This window comes from Actinoallomurus spadix, assembly GCF_024055725.1.
GTDB lineage: Bacteria > Actinomycetota > Actinomycetes > Streptosporangiales > Streptosporangiaceae > Actinoallomurus > Actinoallomurus spadix.
The window spans coordinates 1-19,597 of the sequence record NZ_JAMXMX010000009.1; the positions used below are offsets into that span (position 1 = coordinate 1).

Here is a 19,597-nt window from a genome sequence, read left to right on the forward strand (position 1 = left end):
GAGACGGGACCGTCCGCGCCGCGCCTCCCCGAGGGGACGGACCAAGCATCAGCGCCAGCTCTTGCACGAACAACGGCTCCAGATCAGGGAACGCGGGTCCGGCCGCGAAACGGCCGTTGAGCCAAGGCCAATCCGCAGCCTCTTCGATCGTGGTCTCGCCGACCTGCTCATCCTGACGCATCACACGCCAGACGCCATCACTGCACTCCACGGCCGTCCCGCCCTGACGTGGCCGTCGTCCTGGACACCTTGCCGCCGAGGTGACCGCGGTATGTCGGTTTGGTCGGTTTCAGTGCGTCAACGACGTCGGCAGAGTGCCTCTTCTCCCTAGGGCGCGGCTTACGCCCGACCTGTCGAGTCCGGAGGTCGGCCTCACCGTGGCCTCCATCCGCCTGTGGCTCAGCATGTGATCGGGCAGATAAAACGGTGGTCGCCTGATCGGCTTCCCTGCCACGATCTGGGTGTGACCACGTTGTTCCTGATGGTCGGCCTGCCAGGGGCCGGAAAGACCACGCGGGCTCGACAACTCGCCGCGGAGCACGGCGCGCTGCGTCTGACGCCCGACGACTGGATGATTCCCCTGTTCGGCGAGGCGGAGGCGGACGGGAAGCGCGACGTGCTGGAGGGGCGCATGCTCTGGCTCGCCTTGGAGGCGGTCAAACTGGGCACCAACGTCGTCGTGGACTACGGCTGCTGGTCACGGGACGAGCGGTCTGCGATCCGCTGGCTAGTGGAGGCCGAGAAGGCGTGCTTCCGCATGGTCTACCTGCCGGTGGACGTTGAGACCCAACGTGCCCGTATCGCCCGCCGCTGGGCGACCACCCCCGAAAAAACGTTGCCGATGTCCGAGGCCGACATTCTGCACGGGCGGGCGCATTTTGAGGAGCCCGACGCGGCGGAGCTGGAGGGCCGCAGGGTCGCCGGCCCGCCGCCCGGCTGGGTGGGCTGGCGGGAGTGGGCCGCCGACCGGTGGCCGTCGTTCGCGTGACTACCGCGGCCCACGACAACCCAGCCGTACCGGGCGTGCCTGCACTAGCCCGAAACGATCCGCCGGACAGCCCCTAGTGGGCAGAGTGGGCCGGTCCGGGCGGTCGCCGGGACTCCCGCACGTAGAGGGGGCCGCGCGGCGCAGGTCGGGGGTTCAGGTGAAGACCTTGCCGGGGTTGAAGATGCCGGCCGGGTCGAGGGCCTGCTTGATCGCGCGGTGCATGCCGAGCACGACCGGGCCGATCTCCTCGGCCATGCCCCGGCGTTTCAGCAGGCCGACGCCGTGCTCTCCCGTCACGGTGCCGCCCAGCCCGATCGCCTCGTCGACGATCCGCTCGAACGCGGCCTGGGCCCGCTCCCGGGCGGCCTCGTCGTCCGGCGGCGTGATCATCAACGGGTGGAGGTTGCCGTCCCCGGCGTGCGCGACGTTCGCGATGCGGATGTCGTGCTCGGCGGCGATCCGCTCGATCCGGCCGAGCATCTCCGGCACCAGCATGCGCGGCACGCACACGTCCTCGGTGAGGACCGGACCGAGCCGCTCGACCGCCGGGTACGCGAGGCGGCGTGCCGCGAACAGCGCCTCCGCTTCCTCCGGGTCGGTGGAGCGCGCGCTCCAGGTGGCCCCCGCGGCCTCGAAGCACGCCAGAATGGCGTCGGCCTCCTCCTCGCCCACCTGGCCGGGGCTGTCGCTGCGGCCGAGCAGGAGCACGTCGCCCTCGTCGGCCAGGCCCATGTGCCGCCACTCGTCGACGGCGCGCAGGCAGTGCCGGTCGATCAGTTCCAGCGCGCTGGGCACCACGCCGGCCGCGGTCACGGCGCTGACCGCCTCCCCCGCGGCCACGAGTGAGTCGAAGTAGCCCACGATCGTGCGCTCGGCCGCGCGGGCGCCCCGGAGCCGTACGGTGATCTCGGTGATGACGCCGAGGGTGCCCTCGGAGCCGACCATGAGGCCGGTCAGGTCGTACCCTGCGACGCCCTTGGCGGTGCGCCGGCCCAGGCGTACGACGTCGCCGTGTCCGACGACGGCCTCGAGGCCGAGGACGTAGTCCCGCGTCACGCCGTACTTCACGCAGCACAGGCCGCCCGCGTTCGTGGCGACGTTGCCGCCGATGGTCGACCATGGCGCGCTCGCCGGGTCCGGCGGGTACCAGAGGCCGTGCTCGGCGCAGGCCCTGCGCAGGTCGTCGTTGACGACGCCGGGCTGGACGATCGCGATCCGCTCGTGCGGGTCGATCCGGAGGATCTCGTTCATCGCCTCGAACGACAGCACGACGCAGCCGTCGATCGCGTTCGCGCCGCCGGACAGGCCGGTCCCGGCTCCGCGCGCGACCACGGGTACGCCCAGTCGCGCGCACCGGCTGACGACCTCCCGGACCTCCGCCGTCTCCCGGGGCCGTACGACCGCGGCCGGGCTGCCGTACGGCGCCCACTCCGCCTCGTCGTGGGCGTAGGAGGCCACGACGGCGGGGTCGCGGACCACCCTGCCGCCGGGGAGCGCCCGCTCCAGTTCCGCCGCCAGGTCCACGGAGATCGCCGTCATACGCCGCACCCTACGCCCGGCGTGATCTCCGCGAACGGCGCCGGGCAGACTGACGGGGACGACCAGTAACGAAGGTGGTGTCATGCCCGCGAATCCGCTCACCGCGTACGAGCTGACCGACCTGCGCGAACGGCACAGCGTGAAGTGGCGCGAGTACCCGCCGGACGTGCTGCCGATGTGGGTGGCGGAGATGGACACTCCGCTCGCCGAGCCCGTCGCCGAGGCGCTCACCAGGGCGATCGCCCGGGGCGACACCGGGTACGCGGTCGCGGGACGGCTGCCGGAGGCGTTCGCGGATTTCGCCGCCGACCGCTACGGCTGGCGGCCCGATCCGGCCGCGATGCGGCTGGTGCCCGACGTGATGTCCGGGATCAAGGAGGTCCTGGAGATCATTTCCGCGCCCGGCGACCGGATCGTGGTGAACACCCCTGGTTATCCGCCGTTCTTCTACTGGCTGGAGCGGATCGGCCGCGAGGTCGTCGTCAACCCGCTGGCCTGTGGGCCGGACGGGTACCGGATCGACCTGGACCGGCTCGAGCGCGACTTCGCCGCGGGGGCGCGGGCGTATCTGCTGTGCAGCCCGCACAACCCGACGGGCCGGGTCTTCTCCCGCGACGAGCTGCTGGCCGTCGCGGAGCTCGCCGACCGGTACGACGTGCGGATCGTCGCCGACGAGATCCACGCGCCGCTGACCCATCCGGGCGCGCGGCACGTCCCGTTCGCCTCGCTGGACGCCCCGGCCGCCGCCCGGTCCATCGTGCTCGCCTCGGCGTCGAAGGCGTGGAACCTCGCCGGTCTGAAGGCGGCCCTGGCCGTTCCGGGGCCCGACGCCCGCGCCGACGTCGCCACGATCCACGAGGAGGTGAGCGAGAGCGCCGGGCTGTTCGGCGTGATCGCCGCGGAGGCGGCCTTCGACCACGGCCGTCCGTGGCTCGCCGACCTGCTCGGCGGGCTGGACGCCAACCGCCGGCTCCTCGGCGAGCTGCTCGCCGCTCACCTGCCCGGCGTCGGCTGCCACCTGCCGCAGGCCACCTACCTGGCCTGGCTGGACTGCCGCTCACTGGGCCTCGGGGACGATCCCGCGGAGGCGTTCCTCCGGCACGGCAGGGTGGCGCTGTCCCCGGGCCCGACGTTCGGCGAGGCCGGCCGGGGCTTCGCCCGGCTGAACTTCGGTACGGCGCCGGACCGCGTCGCGGACGCGGTACGCCGGATGGCGGCCGTCCTCGACGGGTCCGGCGCGCGATGAGGCGGGCGCCCGTCCGGGCCTGAGCCGACACCGCGACCGTCTCGTAACGCTCCGGCACTGGAGCGCGCGAACGTACTCAACTATCTTGGTCGGAAAACCTTGGAGATGGGAGCCGTGATGGGCATCACCGAAGAGGGCGACTGCCGACCGTCACGACGCACGATCCTTCGCATGTCCGCGGGGTTGAGCCTGGGCTCGGCGGTGGCCGCCGCGGCCACCGGGACGGCGCGCGCCGACGACGGGCCGATCGTCAAGCCCCTGCCACCCGCGCTGTTCGTCGTGCACGGCACGAACGCCGAGATGCGCTGGGAGGCGATGCGCGGGCAGGGCTACCTCACGCCGGCCGACCGCTTCTTCGTCCGCAACCACACCCGCACCCCGCTGATCGACGCGCGCACGTGGCGGCTCCGCCTGTTCGGCAGCGGCCTGCGCGGCTCCCCCACCCTCGACCGGCCGGTCACGTTCTCCTACGAGGACCTGCTCGGGATGCCGGCCCGGACCATCGACGCGTTCATCGAGTGCACCGGGAACGGCCGGAGTCTCTACACGACCCAGCAGCACCAGTCCGTCTCGGGCACGCCGTGGCGGCTGGGCGGCGTCGGCGTCGCCCGCTGGCGCGGCGTCCCACTCGCCCACGTCCTGGAACGCGCCGGCCTCACCCACCGGGCCGTGGACGTGATGCCGCGCGGACTCGACCCCGACTTCGTCGACGGCGGGCGGAACCTCGGGCGGGTCCGCAGGCCGCTGCCGGTCGCCAAGGCGCTCGACGACGTCCTGCTGGCCTACGAGATGAACGGCCGCCCGCTGCCCCCGGACCACGGCTTCCCCGTACGCGTCGTGGTGCCCGGCTGGGTGGGCGTCGCCTCGATCAAGTGGGTCGGCGACATCGAGGTCTCCGGTACGCCGCTGTCGTCCCCCTGGAACACCACCTACTACCGGATGTTCGGCCCGGACCACCCGCCGGAGGGCGGTGCCCCACTGACGCGGCAGGTGCTCAAGAGCGCGTTCGAACTGCCGTGGGACGCGCGGCTCGACTCCGGGCGGACCCACCGGCTGCGCGGCCGTTCATGGTCCGGCGAAGGGGCCGTACGCCACGTCGAGATCAGCACCGACGGCGGCCGTACCTGGCGGCGGGCGACCCCCTACGGACGCCGTGACGCCCTCGGCTGGACCCGCTGGGAGATCGTCTGGCGGCCGCCGGGCCCGGGATCGTACGAGCTGCGGGCGCGGGCCACGGACCGCACCGGAACCGCGCAGCCGGACGTCGCGCCGTACAACACGCTCGGCTACCTGTTCGGGGCGGTCGTGCGCCATCCCGTCACGGTGGGCTGAGAGCCGGTCCGCGCAGCCCGGTCAGGGAGTGGTCCAGGCCGGGTTGGTGCGCACCCGGCCGGCGTTCCGGCGCGGCTTGCGGCGGGCGGCGCGCTCCTCGGACACCCGCCGGTCCGGGGCCCGGTGCGCCAGCGCGTCGCGGAGCTGGGCGCGACCGCGGTGGATGCGGCTGCGGACCGTGCCCATCTTCACCCCGAGGGTCGCCGCGATCTCCTCGTAGGACAGGCCCTCGATGTCGCAGAGCACCACGGCGGCGCGGTACTCCGGTGCGAGCGCGTCCAGAGCCGTCTGGATGTCGTCGTCGAAGTGCCGGTCCTCGTACGCCTGCGCGGGGCTCGGTTCGCGGCCCCTCAGCCGCTCCGCCGCGTCGTCGGCGAGACCTTCGAACCGGATGCGCTGCCGCCGGCGGACCGTGTCGAGGAACAGGTTCGTGGTGATCCGGTGCAACCACCCCTCGAACGTGCCCGGCGTGTAGTTCGACAGCGAACGGAACACGCGCACGAACACCTCTTGTGTGAGGTCCTCGGCATCGTGCTGGTTCCCGGTCAAGCGGTAGGCGAGGCGGTAGACACGCGCGGAGTGCTCACGCACGATGTCGTCCCAGCTGGGTGGCGTCCATGCCACCGTGTCACCCTTCACCCGTCACCCCCGATATCACTGTTCGCGGTCAGAGTCTGTACCGCCGGGGGTAAGAGCGGTGTAAGGGAAGCCCGTCATGGGACCCTCCTTCCGCGGCCGTTCGGCCTGCCTTCTCCTCCGACGTTGTCCAGCATGGCAGCCCCGGGCCCGCCCGACGTCGCCCGTCAGGCGGGTGTCCGCACGCCCCCGCGTCGGCCGCGCGGCGGAGACGGAGACGACCTCCTCATCCTCAGGGGGGAGGGACCGGCGCGAACACCATCTTGATCAACTTCGTCCTGTCGGCCATTCTGGGCGCGGGCGGCCACCCCCGCCGGCCGCCCCGGGAGCGGCGATGGAGATTCGCATTCTCGGCCCGTTCGAGTTGATCGACGACGAACGACGGGTGCCGATCGACGCGCCCAAGCAGCGCGCGGTGCTCACCGCTCTGGTCCTGCGCGCCAACCGGGTCGTGCCGACCGATGAACTCGCCGCGCTGGTGTGGGGGGACGACCCGCCGGCGAGCGCCCGGCTCACCCTCCAGGGATACGTCCTGCGGGTCCGCCGCGCCCTGGCGTCCGTCCCCGGCCTGAGCATCCGCACCGAGCCCACGGGCTACCTGCTGCGGGTCGACCCCGACCGGATCGACGCGCACCGGTTCACGCGGCTGATCGACGACGCGGCCCGGGCGGCGGCGGGCGGCGACACGGCGGCGGAGGCCGAACTGCTGCGCGAGGCCCTCGCGCTCTGGCGCGGAGAGCCCCTCGCCGACGTCGGCTCCGACGCCCTCCGGCGGGAGGAGGCCGGCCGGCTGGCCGAGATGCGGGCGAGTGCCATCGAGCGGCGCGTCGACGCGGACCTGCGCCTCGGACGGCACCTCGCGCTGATCGGCGAACTGACGGCGCTCGTCGCGGCCCACCCGTTCCGAGAGGGGTTCCGCGCCCAGCTGATGCTCGCCCTGTACCGCGCGGGCCGCCGGGCGGACGCCCTGGAGGCGTACCGCGACGCGCGGGCCGTCCTCACACGGGAGCTCGGCATCGAACCGGGACCGCGGCTGCGGCGGCTGGAACAGGCCGTGCTCACCGCCGACCCCGCCCTGGATCCGGCGCCCCGGGCGGAGCACAGCCCGTGCGCGCTGCCACCGGACGTGCCGCATTTCGTCGGCCGGCGGGCCGAGCTGGCGCGGCTGCTCGCGGGCCCGCCCGCGGACGCCGGCCCGGCCGTGTGCGCGGTCGCCGGCATGGCCGGCGTGGGCAAGACCTCACTCGTCGTGCACGCCGCCCACCGGCTCGCCGAGCGGTACCCGGGCGGGCGGATCCACGTCGACCTCGGCGGCACCACCGGGCATCCGATGGATCCGGCCGTGGCCCTGGACCGAATCCTGCGCCTGCTCGGCGTGTGGGGCGGCCGGATCAGGGGCGGCGTGGACGACCGCGCCGCCCTGCTGCGCGACCGGCTCGCGGGCCGCCGTGTCCTGCTGGTCCTCGACAACGCCGTCGACGAGGCACAGGTACGGCCCCTGATCCCCGGAACGCCGGGCTGCGGAGCGTTCATCACCAGCCGGGCACGGCTCATCGGGCTGGAGTACGCCGACCTGATCGACCTCGACGTGCTCGCCCCGGACGACGCGGTCGACCTGCTGGCCGGGGTGATCGGCCGGCAGCGGATCCTCGCCGAGCAGGACCGCGCCCGCACGCTCGTCGCCCAGTGCGGCCACCTGCCCCTGGCGGTGCGGATCGCGGCGGCGCGGCTGGCCGGGCGTCCCGAGTGGATCCTGGGGCGGCTGGCCGGCCAGCTCGCGGACGAGCACCGGCGGCTCGACCGCCTGGCCGCCGGGGACCTGGAGGTGCGGTCCAGCATCGCGCTGAGCCAGGACGCCCTGCCGCCCGCGCACCGGCGGCCGTTCCACCTGATCGGGCTGCTCGACCTGCCCGAGGTCACGCCCTGGATGGTCGCCGCCCTCCTCGACCGGCCGGTCGCCGGGGCCGAGGACGTCATCGACGCCCTCGTCGACGCCCGCCTGCTGGAGCCCGGCCGCACGGACGCCCCCGACGGACCCCACTACCGCTGTCACGACCTGGTCCGGCTGTTCGCCCGCGAGCAGGCCCTGGAATCCGAGCCGCCGGAGGTACGGGACGCGGCCGTCATCCGGGTGCTGCGGGCGCTGCTGGCCCTGGCCGAGGCGGCCGACGAAGCCCTCCCGAGCCGGCGGCTGCGCCTGCCCGGCCCGCGGGTCCTCTCGGCGGGCCCGGCCGCGCCCGCCGGGGCGGCGCCGGCGGAACCGCTCGCGTGGTTCGAGGCGAACCGCCAGACCCTGACCACGGCCGTGCACCGCGCCGCGTCCGCCGGTGCGGCCGAGCTGTCCTGGCGGCTGGCCGCCTCGCTGCTGAGCTTCCTCGACCTGCGCGGGTACTGGGACGACTGGCTCGGCACCCACGAGGCCGCCCTGGCGGCCGCCGGTGCCCGCGACGACCGGTGGGGAGAGACGGCGATGCGCTACGGCCTCGGCCTCCTCGCCACCGCCCAGGACCGCTACAAGGACGCCGCCGCGCACCTGGCCGCCGCCGTCGCCGGAAGCCGGCGGCTCGGCGCGCCGGTCCGCGCGGGCCGGGCCCTCGGCGCGCTCGGTGACGTTCACCACATCTGTGACCGGCTGGACGACGCCTTCGCGTGCTTCCGGGAGGCACTGGAGATCGCCGACCGGCACGCGACCTGACAGGGCGGGCCAACGCCCTGCTCGACCTGGGGCTGGTCCACCGCGACCGGGGCGACCCTGCCGCCTCCCTCGCCCACCTGGGCCGGGCGCTGGCGACGTTCCGCTCGGCGGACGACGAGTACGGGGAGGCGCACGTCCTGCGTTTCCTCGCCGCGACCCACTACCACTCCCGTACCGACCTGGCGGCCGCGCGACGGCACGCGACGCGCGCGATCGGGCTGTTCCGGCGGTTCGGCGACGGTCTCGCCGAGACAAGGTCGCTGCGCCTGCTGGCCATGGTGCTGACGGCCGAGGGCCGCCCGCGGGCCGGGGCCGACCTCCTCGACCGCTGTCTCGTGGCCTTCCGGGAGCAGGGCGACCTGTTCGGCGAGGCGTCCACGCTCTGGGCACTCGGCGAGGCGGCACACGAGAGCGGCGACACCGTACGGGCGATCGCGTGCCTGGAGCAGGCCCTGACCCTCTTCCGGCGGCTCGACGTTCCGCTGTGGGAGACGCGCACCCGCACCCGGCTGGCCGCGGTGCGCGGGGAGGGAGCCGGCCCCGCCGGCGGCTCCCTCCCCGCGATCGTCACTGACGCGGGACCGCCGCGGGCGTCCAGCCCAGGTAGTGACTGAAGTAGCTCACGCTCGACGCGTGTCCGATCTTGCCGCTGATGCTGGTCGAGTAGAACCCGCCGTTGCCGTCGGCGATGCCGACGTGCCCGTACGAGCTGATGTTCCAGTACACGAAGGACCCGGCCGGGGGCTTGGTGCCGCTGTGGTGCGGAGCGCCGTTCCAGTGCGCGATCGCCGAGGCCCACACCCCGGTCGTGCCGTAGGCGTTCTCCACGGCCTTCTCGCAGTAGTGCTCCCAGCCGGTGCTGCCGACGTGGTTCTTCATCCACTGCACCGCGCCGGCCGGAGTGCCGTCGCCGGCGCTGAGCGGCGACACCTGCCCGGCCGACGAGACGGCGGCGGGCGCCTTGGCGGCCGCCGTGCGGACGGGCGCCGCGTGGGCGGTCGCCGGGACGCCGGCCGCGATGAGGACCGCGGCGGGGACGAGTGCGGCTCCGGCACGCAGCCGGAGCCGGGAAGGACGACGCATCTGCCAACCTCCAGGGGTCGAGGGGGACATGCGTCGAAGAGCGTCTCAACCGCCGCTTGTACATCGCTTGTACGCAGGGGACCCACAGGACCCGGAAGAGGCTGGAAACGGCGAATGGGCCGGTCTCGACGAGACCGGCCCATTCGGCTGGCTCCCCCGACTGGACTCGAACCAGTAACCTGCCGGTTAACAGCCGGACGCTCTGCCAATTGAGCTACGGGGGATCACACGAGAGGCCGCCCCGACCGCTGGCCGCCCCATCGCGCATAAGGTTAGCGCATTCCGCACGTGCTCGTTTCGCCGACTGGCCCGCCCTCTTCGGGGTATGGCCTACGGCGACTCAGCAGAGGAGTACGACCATGAAGCACCGCGTTGTGTTCTTCGCCGGAGCGGCGACCGGTTACGTCCTGGGCACGCGCGCCGGCAAGGAGCGCTACGAGCAGATCAAACGGATGTCCCGGCGTGTCGCGGAGAACCCCACCGTGCAGGAGGCCGCCGGCGTGCTCCGCGCCCAGGCCGGTGAGATCGCCGAGTCGGCCCGGCACAGGTTCGGCGGCAAGGTCCACACGGTGAGCGAGAAGGTTCAGGAGAAGGTCCCCGGCATGCGCGGGGCCGAGCCGTCCGCCTCCACCGAACGGACCGGCCAGGCCGCCCACCCCGGCAGCACACCCGCCGACCTCACCTGACCGCCCCATCACGCGCCCGGACCGGCCAGGCCGGTCCGGGCGCACCCGCATCGGGCGGCCGTGGGTTCACGCGCGGCGGCGGAACAGGCCGCGGACGCCGCGTACGAGGAGGTGGAGGGTCGCGACGGCGAAGGCGGCCGTCATCGCCGAGCCGCCGATCAGCCCCATCCAGTGCGGCGAGCCGCCTTTGGCGAAGACGTACCGTGCGGCCCCCGTGTCGACCGCCGGGAGAGCCGCGCCCGCCGTGACATCGCGGTGCGGGACGCCCTCGATCCAGACCTTCCCGCGAGATCCGCTCCCGGCGTCGGTGCGGAACGTGCCGTACCACAGGCACCGCTTCGCGCAGTCGAGTCGCTCGGCCGTGAAGACGCCGGGCCGTCCGCCCCCGCGGGCCGCCCTCAGGTCCGGCCCGAGGTCCGCAGCACGAAGCTCGCCACGAGCACCGTGGCGGCCAGGAACACCAGTCCCAGGATCAGCCGCCCGGCGGCGCCCGCGCGAGACCCGTCAGGGTGGTACCCGGCCATCACACCCGCCCTCGACGCCGACCGAACCTTTCGATGACCATAACGCGGCGGCACGCCCCACAGGCGGGCTCCCGCAGGCGGGCGTCACCGGCCGACGTCGCCGGTGCGCCCTGCGGGTCCTACAGCCCCGTCTGGCGGCGGATCTCCTCGAGGGCCTGCTCGGCCTGCGCGAGCACGCCCGGATCGGCGGGGTCGAGACCACGGTCGAAGACGAACGACCAGCGCACCTCGCCGTCCCCCCGCGGCGCGCGGCGGCCGACGACCCGTACCCCTCCGGCGGGCAGCTTGACGTGGGTGCTGACGACGACGGTGGCGGTGACGCGCTCCCGTACGGCCTCGGGCACCGACCCCGGCTCCGAGAGCGGCACGGTGTGCCGCCGGCCGCCGACCTCCCGCACGGACAGGACGCCGTCCTGCCAGGTGGCCTGCTCCACGCGCTCCCACGGCAGCCGGGTGCCCTCGCCGGCACCGGGGAGGTAGAGGGCGGCGTTCGTCGCGACCGTCTCACCGCCGATCGCCAGGACCCGCTCTCCCCGCTGGAGGACGACGCCGTCCGGCACCTTCTTCCGCCACGTCAGTCGCATGACAGATCACGCTACAGCGCCCGGCCGGCGCCCCGTCGCGCGGCCAGGAGGTCCAGCAGGAGCGCCGCCGACCAGCTGTAGTCGTGACCGCCCCGGCCGCTGCCGTCGAACGGATCGTAGAACTCCCGGAACCCGGACTGGCGCACCAGCCGGGCCGTGGAGCCGAAGATCAGGTCGGCGATCCCGCCCAGATCGTGCGCACAGGCTCCGAACCACAGCAGCCAGTTGGTGTTGGCCCAGGTCGGTCCGCGCCAGTAGGCCCCGCGGTCGAACGCCTCCGACTGGATGTCGCAGGTCGGCACCGGGTAACCGGCCGCCCCCGCGAAGCGGGGCGACAGCAGCAGGTCGGTCAGCGCGCGCACGACCGGCGCCGGCAGCTCCGGGTCCATGAGGGGCACGAAGCCGGCCACCGTCGTCTCCGGGATCAGGCGCCCGGCCCTCAGGTCGCGGGCACGGAAACAGCCTGCCGACTCGTCCCACAGCCGGTCCAGAAGGGCACGGTGGATGCGCTCCGCGGCCTCCCGATGGGGACGCGGATCGGCCCCGGCGAGGTCGGCCAGCTCGGCCAGCGCGTGTGTGGAGGCCAGATAGACCGCGTTGAACAGCGGATCTTCGACGACGAAGGGATGCTCGTCCCGGAGGTACTCCGCGCGGTAGCCGGCGGCCCGCATCCCCGTCACCAGCGCGACGTACCGGTCGTGGTCTCCCCCGTTGTACGTCCGTCCCCGCGGGTCGACGGCGGCCAGCGGCGTGTCCCACGCCGGGCTGTCGTCGAGCCCGGACTCCCACGGGTGGCAGAGGCTCGCCAGGCCGCCGCCGCCGATGTCACGGTCCCGCGCGAGGTAGGCGTGCTGGGCGACGAGACAGGGGTACAGCGGGCCCAGGAAGGCCCGGTCCGCGCCGTCGGACGCCTGCACCATCCTCAGCGCCACGAGGGCGTGCAGCGGCGGCTGGGCGAGCGCGGAGGTCTGCACGCCGCGCGGTGCGGCGGGGTGCGCGGAGCTGCGCCACAGCTCGGGTCCGGGGAAATAGGCGTGCCGTGGTTCCGTCGTGTGGAAGACGATATGCGGGAGCAGGCCGGTCGCCCACTGGCCGCGGAACAGGGACAGGAACTCGGTCCGGGCACGGTCGGGCCGGTGGTGGGCGAGGCCGAGGCCGATGAAGGCGGAGTCCCAGCTCCACTGGTGCGGGTACAGGCCTGGAGAGGGGACCGTGGCCGCGCCGGTCCAGTTCGCGTCCAGCACGCGGGCGGCGGCCAGCCAGAGGGCCGTCTCGTCGCCGGTGAGCCGTGGCCCCATTACGACAGCGTACGGCTCCGCGGCGTTCCCGGCGATGCCCGGACGCCGAATTCAGGAGAAGAGGCCGTCGCCCCAGTAGCCGCCCTTGCGGACCCCGGGCGGGCAGGCCCAGATGCCCGAGCCGACGTGCTGGACGTACTCGTTCATGTGGTCGGAGGCGGCCAGTCTGTTCTGCAGCGGGACGAACTGCTTACGCGGGTCACGCTGGTAGGCGATGAAGAACAGGCCCGCGTCGAGGCGGCCGAGCCCGTCGGTGCCGTCCGTGAACGAGTAGCCGCGCCGCAGGATCCGCACGCCGCCGTTGCTGTCGGGGTGGGCGAGGCGGACGTGCGAGTCGGCGGGCAGCTTGTCGAGCGGCACCGGGTCGTGCTCGCGTTCGGCGCCGTACGCGTTGCCCTCCCCCTTGGTCCGGCCGAAGGTGTCCTGCTGTTCCTGGAGCGAGGTGCGGTCCCACGTCTCGATGTGCATGCGGATGCGCCGGGCGACGACGTACGAGCCGCCGGCCATCCAGGACGGCCCGTCGGCCGCGGACGCCCAGACGTGCTCTTCGAGGGCCTTGGTGTCGGTGCCGGCGATGTTGCGGGTGCCGTCCTTGAACCCGAACATGTTCCGCGGCGTCTGCCGGTCCGGAGTCGTCGAGGACGTCTTGCCGAAGCCGAGCTGGGACCAGCGCACGGAGACGACGCCGAAGCCGATCCGGGCGAGGTTGCGGATGGCGTGCACGGCGACCTGCGGGTCGTCGGCGCAGGCCTGGACGCAGATGTCGCCGCCGCTGCCGGCCGGGTCGAGGTTGTCGCCGGGGAAGTGCGGCAGGTCGATCAGGGCGGCCGGCCGTTTCGCCTTGAGACCGAACCGGTCCTTGCCGTCCTTGTCGAAGAGCGTCGGGCCGAATCCGATCGTCAGGGTCAGCCGCGCCGGGGGCAGGCCGAGCGCCTCGCCGGTGTCGTCGGGCGGCGCCTCCCCCAGGCCGCCGGCGGCCGAGCCGTACGGGTGGCCGCCGGTGAACGCGGCGGCGGCCGCGGTCCACTCCTTGAGCATCCGGACCAGGCGGTCGCGGTCGTCGGTGACGACGTCGAACGCGGCGAAGTGCAGGCGGTCCTGGACGGGGGTGGCGATCCCGGCCTGGTGCGCGCCGTGGAAGGGGACGGCCTCCTCGTCGGCGGAGCCGTGGTCGTCCCCGGCCCGGGCGACGCTGATCAGGCCCGCGCCGGCGGCGGCGCCGGCCGCGAGCGTGGCGCCGGAGTAGCCGAACAGCCGGCGTCTGCTGACGCCTCTCACCTGGCCACCACCGCCGCCAGCTTCGACAGCGGCTCGCCGAGCGCGTTCACCTCGTCGGACAGGTCCTTGCGGTCCTTGGCGCCGACCGTGTCGTAGGCGACGTAGCCGTCGCCCTTCTCATACTTGGTGAGCAGCTTCTGCACCTTGGCGAACTCGTCGTCGAGCGTCGAGGCGAGGTCGGCGTTCCGCTCCTTGACGACGGGCTTCAAAAGCCCGTACACCTTCTCGGCGCCGTCGACGTTGGCCTTGAAGTCGACCAGGTCGGTGTGGGAGAACGTCTCCTCCTCACCGGTGACCTTGCCGGTCGCGACCTCGTCCAGCAGCTCCTTGGCGCCGTTGGCCATCGAGGTCGGGCTGATGGAGGCGGTGCCGACCTTCGACTTCAGCGTCTGCAGGTCCTTGACGAGCTGGTCGGCGTAAGGGCCCTCGCCCTTGAGCGAACCGGTCTTCCACAGTGCCTTCTCGATCCGGTGCCAGCCGGTCCACTTGTCGCCCTGCTTGAGGTCCGCCTCGCGCAGGTCGACCTTCGGGTCGATGTCACCGAAGGACTCGGCGACCGGCTCGATCCGCTCCCAGCCCACCCGGGACGGGGCGTACAGGTCCTTGGCCTTCGCGGTGTCGCCCGCCTTGACCGCGGCGGCGAACTCCGTCGCCTTGGCCAGGGTGTCGTCGACCTGCTGGGCGACATAGGTCCGGTACGCGGCCACGGCCTCGTCCAGGCGCGGGTCGACCGCCTTGCCCTGGCCGGTGACGGTGAGCGCCTGGGAGGGGCCCTTGCCCGTCATGCCGGCGCTGCACATGACCTTGTACGTCCCGGCGGAGAGCTGGACGGTGACCTCGGCGCCGGTTCCGGGCCCGATGTTCTCACGCTCGGTGACGACCTTGCCGTCGGGAGCGAGGATCTCCAGCTCGTTCACCTGGGAGCCCTTGTTGGTGACCTTGAACGTGACCGCTCCGGCCGGCGCGGTCTTGGCGCCGACCTCGCAGGAGGAGTCGGTGGCGGTCACCTCGATCGCCCCGGATCCTCCCTTGGCGCTCGCGTCGTCGTCCTTCCCGCACGCCGAGAGCGCGGACAGCGAGAGGAGGGCGGCACCCGCGGCGGCGAGCACGTGGACAGGACGCATGCGGTCTCCAACGGGGCGAAGGACGGTCGGGCGCCCTTGCGAGGGAAGCGGGCACTCCTGTTTAGGTGTACCTAACTTAGCTTTACCTAACCTCACTTCGTCAAGCAGGAGCGGGGCCCGGGCCGTGTGAACATCACCACGCCGCCGGTATGACCGCGTCTGAACAGATGAAACGGGGTCGGCGTGACCACACGCCGACCCCGCTCGGGACCGCTCGGACCGCCTCGAAGGCGGTCCGCGAGACTCACTCCAGATACTCGCGCAGCATCTGCGCGCGCGTCGGGTGCCGCAGCTTCGCCAGGGTCTTGGACTCGATCTGCCGGATGCGCTCCCGCGTCACCCCGAACTCCCGGCCGACCTCCTCGAGCGTCCGCGGATGGCCGTCCGTCAGGCCGAAGCGCAGCTGGATGATCCGCTGCTCCCGGTCCGACAGCGACCCCAGGATGCCGCCGAGCTGATCCTGCAGGAGGATGAACGCCGCCGCCTCCATGGGAACGACGGCGTCGGCGTCCTCGATGAAGTCACCGAGGTCGGAGTCCTCCTCGCCGATCGGCGACTGCAGGGAAACCGGCTCCTGCGCGACCCGCTGGATCTCGACCACCCGGTCGGGCGGCAGCCCCATCTCCGCGCCGATCTCATCAGGAGTCGGCTCCCGGCCGAGATCCTGGTGGAGCTGACGCTGCACGCGCACGAGTTTGTTGATGGTCTCCACCATGTGGACCGGGATCCGGATGGTCCGGGCCTGGTCGGCGATCGCCCGTGTGATCGCCTGGCGGATCCACCACGTGGCGTACGTGGAGAATTTGTACCCCTTCGTGTAGTCGAATTTCTCGACCGCACGGATCAGTCCGAGATTCCCCTCCTGAATCAGATCAAGGAACAGCATTCCGCGGCCGACGTAACGCTTGGCGATGGACACCACCAGGCGCAGATTGGCCTCGATCAGTCGTTGCTTCGCCCGTACTCCGTCATGGGCGAGCAGTTCGAGGTCGGAGCGTTCGGCGGGAGCGACGATGGCCGCGTCGGCCAGTTTCTCCTCGGCGAACAGACCCGCCTCGATCGATTTCGCGAGTTCTACTTCATCTTCTGCCGTGAGCAGCGGTACGCGTCCGATCTCGCGCAGGTAGATCCGGACCAGGTCGCTGGTCGGCGCCCGCCTTCCAAGGTCGTCCCCATCAGCTCGCGCTGAGTCCTCGTGCCCGCTCGGGGACTCGAGAACCTCCACCCCCTGATCCGCGAGCATCCGGACGACCCGGTCGGCCGAGTCCGCCGGCAGGTCGGAACGATCGATCGCGGCGGCGACGTCGTCCACCGTTATTCCACGTTCTCTGCCACGTGCGACGAGGTCCGCCACCTGGTCAACCGATGGCGTCTCGCTAGGCAGCACCGAAGGGCCCACGGTGACAGTGTGCGGCAAGGGGCCCGTATTCCGGGGGACCTATTTTTGCGTCCCAGGGGTCACAGAGAACTGATGGATCGCTCCCGCAACACCTTTCTCTGCAGCTCAAGGGCCATGAGGTCGCCGAAAAGGCGGTTGTGCTCCTCGCGGTGCTCGACCGGATTCAGCCGTCCGAGTTTGGACTGCAGTTTCGCGATCTCGCGCGTGACCTGGATCTCCTGCAATCTGGACAGCATTGCGGCGGCATATCGGTCATCCGGATCCCCGCTGGTCCGCAACGGCTCGACGGCGAGAGCGGTGACCAGGGCCCTGACCTCGTCGTTCGGCGCGGCCTCCCGCAGCCGGCCCGCCCACTCCGGTCCGCTCTGCGCCGTCACCACACCGCCGAGCTCCGCGATCAGCGACCGGACGGCAGCGTGAGCCGGGACGATCAGCGCCTCGGCGGGCATCGCGTCGAAGGCGGGCCCGAGCAGCGCGGGCCGCTGCACCGCGAGCTTCAGGGTCTCGCGCTCGACCTGGACGACCGGATCGTTCGGGTCGTACGCCGGGCGCTGCGCGGCCGGGGCCTGAACCGGCTCGGGCCGCCGCCCGCGCGCGTCGCCCCGCCGGCCCTCGCCCGGGCGGCCGGAGGCGTGCTCGCGCACCCGCCGTAGGACGAACTGCTCGTCGAGGAAGCCCGTCCACTTGTCCAGGTCGATGGCGTAGCGCTCGCGCATGCCCCGGTCCCTGATCCCCGCGATGATCGGCGCGGCCGCGTCGATCGCCGCGAGCCGGCCCTCGGTGGTGTCGAGGTCGTACTTGGCGATCGTCGCCTGGATGGCGAACCGGAACAGCGGGACGCGGGCGGCGACCAGGTCGCGCACTGCCGCGTCACCGTGCTGGAGCCGCAGGTCGCACGGGTCGAGACCGTCCGGCTGCACGGCGACGAACGTCTGGGCGGCGAACCGGTGCTCGGTCTCGAAGGCGCGCAGCGCGGCCTTCTGGCCCGCGGCGTCACCGTCGAAGGTGAAGATCACCTCACCGCTGGCCTCGTCCTGGTCGAGCAGCAGCCGGCGCAGGATCTTGATGTGCTCGTCGCCGAAGGAGGTGCCGCAGGTGGCGATGGCGGTGCCGACGCCCGCCAGGTGGCAGGCCATGACGTCGGTGTAGCCCTCGACGATCACCGCCTGCCGCCGCTTGGCGATGTCCTTCTTCGCCAGGTCGGCGCCGTACAGCACCGACCCCTTCTTGAACAGCGGTGTCTCGGGGGTGTTGAGGTACTTGGGGCCGTCGTCGCGCTCCTCCAGCCGACGCGCGCCGAACCCGATGACGTCGCCGGTGAGGTCGCGGATCGGCCAGATCAGCCGGCCGCGGAACCGGTCGATCGGCCCGCGCCGTCCCTGGCTGGCCAGCCCGCCGGTGACGAGCTCCTTGTCGGTGAAGCCTCGGCCGCGCAGGTGCCGGACGAGCGCCTCCCACTCGTTCGGCGCGTAACCGACGCCGAAGCGCTCGGCGTCGTCCCGGCCGAAACCGCGCTCGGCCAGGAAGCGCCGGCCGAGCTCGGCCGACGGGGTGAGGAGCTGCTCGGCGAAGAACTCCGCCGCGGCCCGGTGGGCCTCCACCAGCCGGGTGCGCTCGCCCTTCTGCCGGCCGGGGACGTAGCCGCTGTCGGTGTAACGGAGCTGCACGCCGGCCTTCGCCGCGAGGCGCTCGATCGCCTCGGCGAACGACAGGTGCTCCATCTTCTGCACGAAGGAGATCGCGTCACCGCCTTCCCCGCAGCCGAAGCAGTTCCCCGTCAGAATGTTGTCTTCGAGAACGAAGGCATGCCCCTCGTCCACTACAGCGCAGAAGACCTCCTCAACTCGCTCGGTCTCTTCGACCGACTTCACCACCCAGCCACGGCGGGCGAACTTCTTCGCCGCGGATTCGAACCGAAAACGGTGCTCGTCTATCAGGAAGAAGTCGTCCGTCAGGTCCTCGTTGACGAAGTGAATCCGGAAGATCGAGCTCGGCTCCCGCCCCGGAAATCCTTCCCGCACTTGCTCAGTGATCCCGTAAGTGCCGATACCCAGGCGTGCGCAGAGGGTCCGGACATACTCCAAGACGTCTCGGTCAGCGCAATGGAGCATGACCGTACCGTCCTTGGCCACGTGACCGTCCGCCGCCACGTAACCTGCCAGCCATCCGTAGAGATACGGCGTCGACTCGTCGAGCGGTGGAAGCTCGCAGAAGAACCGCGGAAGGTGGTGTACCAGAAGCTGACCACGCCAGCCGCTGGATCCTGCCATGTCATCGACCGTCACATGGTTCAAAGGGAACCATTTGAGCAGTTGATGATCCTTTATGGTATCGAGTGTGGCCACACTTCCGGTGCCATTGAGGGTACCGTCACCGAAAGTGATCCCATGGGCGATACCGAAGGGTGATGGCGTCGTTCGTTTGACGCGCGACCCGGGGAAGACCCAAGCCAGCCGATGCCCTTGCTTGAGGTCTCGGGTGACGACTTCACGATTCCAGTCCCGCTTCTTGCCCGCACGCACGAACCAGCGGTGCTCCGCGGTCGCGTAAAGTTCCTTCGTTTGACCGTTCCTACCCAGGACCACCCTCATGAGTGGCTGGACGCCGAACGAGTAGAACGGAGCGTAGTGCCACTGTGCGTCGCGCCCGAGGATACGGTGGGTTCCGCCCGCCAACTCGCGGATGGGCCGGAGGCCCTCCCAGGTGAGCACTCTGGTCTCGCCCGCCAAGCAGTGCCAGAGACCGTTCGAGACGTTGAACGACGGGGACTTCTCGTCGTGGAAGGGGCAGAGGCCCTTGAGCGCGCCGCCGCCGGCGTTGCGGAGTTGGACGTACTCCCCCACAACAGCGTCGATCGGCGACCGTTCGCGTACGAGGGCGATGTCTTCATCGCGGATCCGGCCTGCCACGTCGGCAGTCTAGTCCCGGCCTCGGACACCGCAGGCCGTACCGGACACCCCCGCCGGATCCGGTGAACCACCTCCGGCCGCCCCGGCCGTTCCGACGAGCCGCTTCCCCGGCCGGTCCCGGCAAGTCCCGCGGGCCGTCTCCCCGGACGGTCCCGGCGAGTCCAGCGGGCTGGTCTCCGGACGGCCCTGGCGGTCTTCGGCACGTCTGATCGATAAGCGCGCCGACACTCTGGACAAATCACGGAATGGCGCGATGTACTTACTCAACTTCGGCGG

At 72.0% G+C, this 19,597-nt stretch carries 17 protein-coding genes and 1 tRNA gene; 6 read left to right on the forward strand and 12 right to left on the reverse strand.

Annotated elements, in window-relative coordinates:
* A partial coding sequence (locus NE235_RS15115; RefSeq protein ID WP_252803166.1) for a hypothetical protein occupies nucleotides 1–181 on the reverse strand: 181 nt, incomplete at its 3' end.
* Between the two features lie 282 nt (nucleotides 182–463).
* Between NE235_RS15115 and NE235_RS15120 the strand changes: the two genes are divergently transcribed.
* Nucleotides 464–988, forward strand: a complete 525-nt coding sequence (locus tag NE235_RS15120; protein WP_252803168.1) for an AAA family ATPase — start codon at nucleotides 464–466, stop codon at nucleotides 986–988.
* Nucleotides 989–1,141: 153 nt separating this feature from the next.
* On the opposite strand, the gene NE235_RS15125 is transcribed toward NE235_RS15120, so the two are convergent.
* Nucleotides 1,142–2,527, reverse strand: coding sequence for an FAD-binding oxidoreductase (locus NE235_RS15125; protein WP_252803170.1), 1,386 nt, complete (start codon nucleotides 2,525–2,527; stop codon nucleotides 1,142–1,144).
* 82 nt (nucleotides 2,528–2,609) lie between these two features.
* Here NE235_RS15125 and NE235_RS15130 point away from each other — a divergent pair, with 82 nt between their 5' ends.
* Nucleotides 2,610–3,773 (forward strand): MalY/PatB family protein, encoded by a 1,164-nt coding sequence (locus tag NE235_RS15130; RefSeq protein WP_252803172.1) that lies wholly within the window; start codon nucleotides 2,610–2,612, stop codon nucleotides 3,771–3,773.
* 171 nt (nucleotides 3,774–3,944) lie between these two features.
* Nucleotides 3,945–5,105: a sulfite oxidase gene (locus NE235_RS15135; protein WP_252803173.1), complete on the forward strand. Its 1,161-nt coding sequence runs from the start codon at nucleotides 3,945–3,947 to the stop codon at nucleotides 5,103–5,105.
* A 21-nt stretch (nucleotides 5,106–5,126) separates the two neighbouring features.
* Here the strand turns inward: NE235_RS15135 and sigE are convergent, their stop codons facing one another.
* Nucleotides 5,127–5,729 (reverse strand): RNA polymerase sigma factor SigE, encoded by a 603-nt coding sequence (gene sigE, locus NE235_RS15140; RefSeq protein WP_252803175.1) that lies wholly within the window; start codon nucleotides 5,727–5,729, stop codon nucleotides 5,127–5,129.
* Nucleotides 5,730–6,075: 346 nt separating this feature from the next.
* Here sigE and NE235_RS15145 point away from each other — a divergent pair, with 346 nt between their 5' ends.
* Together NE235_RS15145 and NE235_RS15150 are read left to right on the forward strand one after the other, a co-directional pair.
* The gene (locus NE235_RS15145; RefSeq protein WP_252803177.1) at nucleotides 6,076–8,436 is read left to right on the forward strand and encodes an AfsR/SARP family transcriptional regulator; all 2,361 of its coding nucleotides are present in this window, start codon (nucleotides 6,076–6,078) and stop codon (nucleotides 8,434–8,436) included.
* Nucleotides 8,391–9,050 carry a tetratricopeptide repeat protein gene (locus tag NE235_RS15150; RefSeq protein ID WP_252803179.1) on the forward strand — a complete coding sequence of 220 codons (660 nt, stop codon included), beginning with the start codon at nucleotides 8,391–8,393 and terminating at the stop codon, nucleotides 9,048–9,050. The genes NE235_RS15145 and NE235_RS15150 overlap by 46 nt, the downstream gene beginning before the upstream one ends.
* Here the strand turns inward: NE235_RS15150 and NE235_RS15155 are convergent.
* Both NE235_RS15155 and NE235_RS15160 read right to left on the reverse strand, forming a co-directional pair.
* Nucleotides 9,004–9,519, reverse strand: a complete 516-nt coding sequence (locus NE235_RS15155; RefSeq protein ID WP_252803180.1) for a hypothetical protein — start codon at nucleotides 9,517–9,519, stop codon at nucleotides 9,004–9,006. The two genes, NE235_RS15150 and NE235_RS15155, sit on opposite strands and share 47 nt — an antisense overlap.
* 148 nt (nucleotides 9,520–9,667) lie before the next feature.
* Nucleotides 9,668–9,743 (reverse strand) — tRNA-Asn (locus tag NE235_RS15160).
* 135 nt (nucleotides 9,744–9,878) lie between these two features.
* Here NE235_RS15160 and NE235_RS15165 point away from each other — a divergent pair.
* On the forward strand, nucleotides 9,879–10,205 hold the full coding sequence (locus NE235_RS15165; RefSeq protein ID WP_252803182.1) for a YtxH domain-containing protein: 327 nt from the start codon (nucleotides 9,879–9,881) through the stop codon (nucleotides 10,203–10,205).
* 398 nt (nucleotides 10,206–10,603) lie between these two features.
* Here NE235_RS15165 and NE235_RS37365 read toward each other — a convergent pair whose 3' ends face one another.
* From NE235_RS37365 to dnaG, 7 genes are all read right to left on the reverse strand, one after another.
* Nucleotides 10,604–10,729: a hypothetical protein gene (locus NE235_RS37365; RefSeq protein WP_289848694.1), complete on the reverse strand. Its 126-nt coding sequence runs from the start codon at nucleotides 10,727–10,729 to the stop codon at nucleotides 10,604–10,606.
* A gap of 119 nt (nucleotides 10,730–10,848) precedes the next feature.
* Nucleotides 10,849–11,313, reverse strand: a complete 465-nt coding sequence (locus NE235_RS15170; RefSeq protein WP_252803183.1) for a hypothetical protein — start codon at nucleotides 11,311–11,313, stop codon at nucleotides 10,849–10,851.
* An 11-nt stretch (nucleotides 11,314–11,324) separates the two neighbouring features.
* Complete coding sequence (locus tag NE235_RS15175) at nucleotides 11,325–12,611, reverse strand: MGH1-like glycoside hydrolase domain-containing protein (RefSeq protein WP_252803184.1); 1,287 nt, start codon at nucleotides 12,609–12,611, stop codon at nucleotides 11,325–11,327.
* A 51-nt stretch (nucleotides 12,612–12,662) separates the two neighbouring features.
* Nucleotides 12,663–13,889: an iron uptake transporter deferrochelatase/peroxidase subunit gene (efeB, locus tag NE235_RS15180; RefSeq protein ID WP_252803186.1), complete on the reverse strand. Its 1,227-nt coding sequence runs from the start codon at nucleotides 13,887–13,889 to the stop codon at nucleotides 12,663–12,665.
* The gene (gene efeO, locus NE235_RS15185; RefSeq protein ID WP_252803188.1) at nucleotides 13,886–15,013 is read right to left on the reverse strand and encodes an iron uptake system protein EfeO; all 1,128 of its coding nucleotides are present in this window, start codon (nucleotides 15,011–15,013) and stop codon (nucleotides 13,886–13,888) included. Before efeO ends, efeB begins: the two co-directional genes overlap by 4 nt.
* 244 nt (nucleotides 15,014–15,257) lie before the next feature.
* Nucleotides 15,258–16,400 (reverse strand): RNA polymerase sigma factor RpoD, encoded by a 1,143-nt coding sequence (gene rpoD / locus NE235_RS15190; RefSeq protein ID WP_252803732.1) that lies wholly within the window; start codon nucleotides 16,398–16,400, stop codon nucleotides 15,258–15,260.
* Nucleotides 16,401–16,471: 71 nt separating this feature from the next.
* Nucleotides 16,472–19,321: a DNA primase gene (dnaG, locus tag NE235_RS38170; protein ID WP_252803190.1), complete on the reverse strand. Its 2,850-nt coding sequence runs from the start codon at nucleotides 19,319–19,321 to the stop codon at nucleotides 16,472–16,474.
* Between the last annotated feature and the right edge of the window lie 276 nt (nucleotides 19,322–19,597).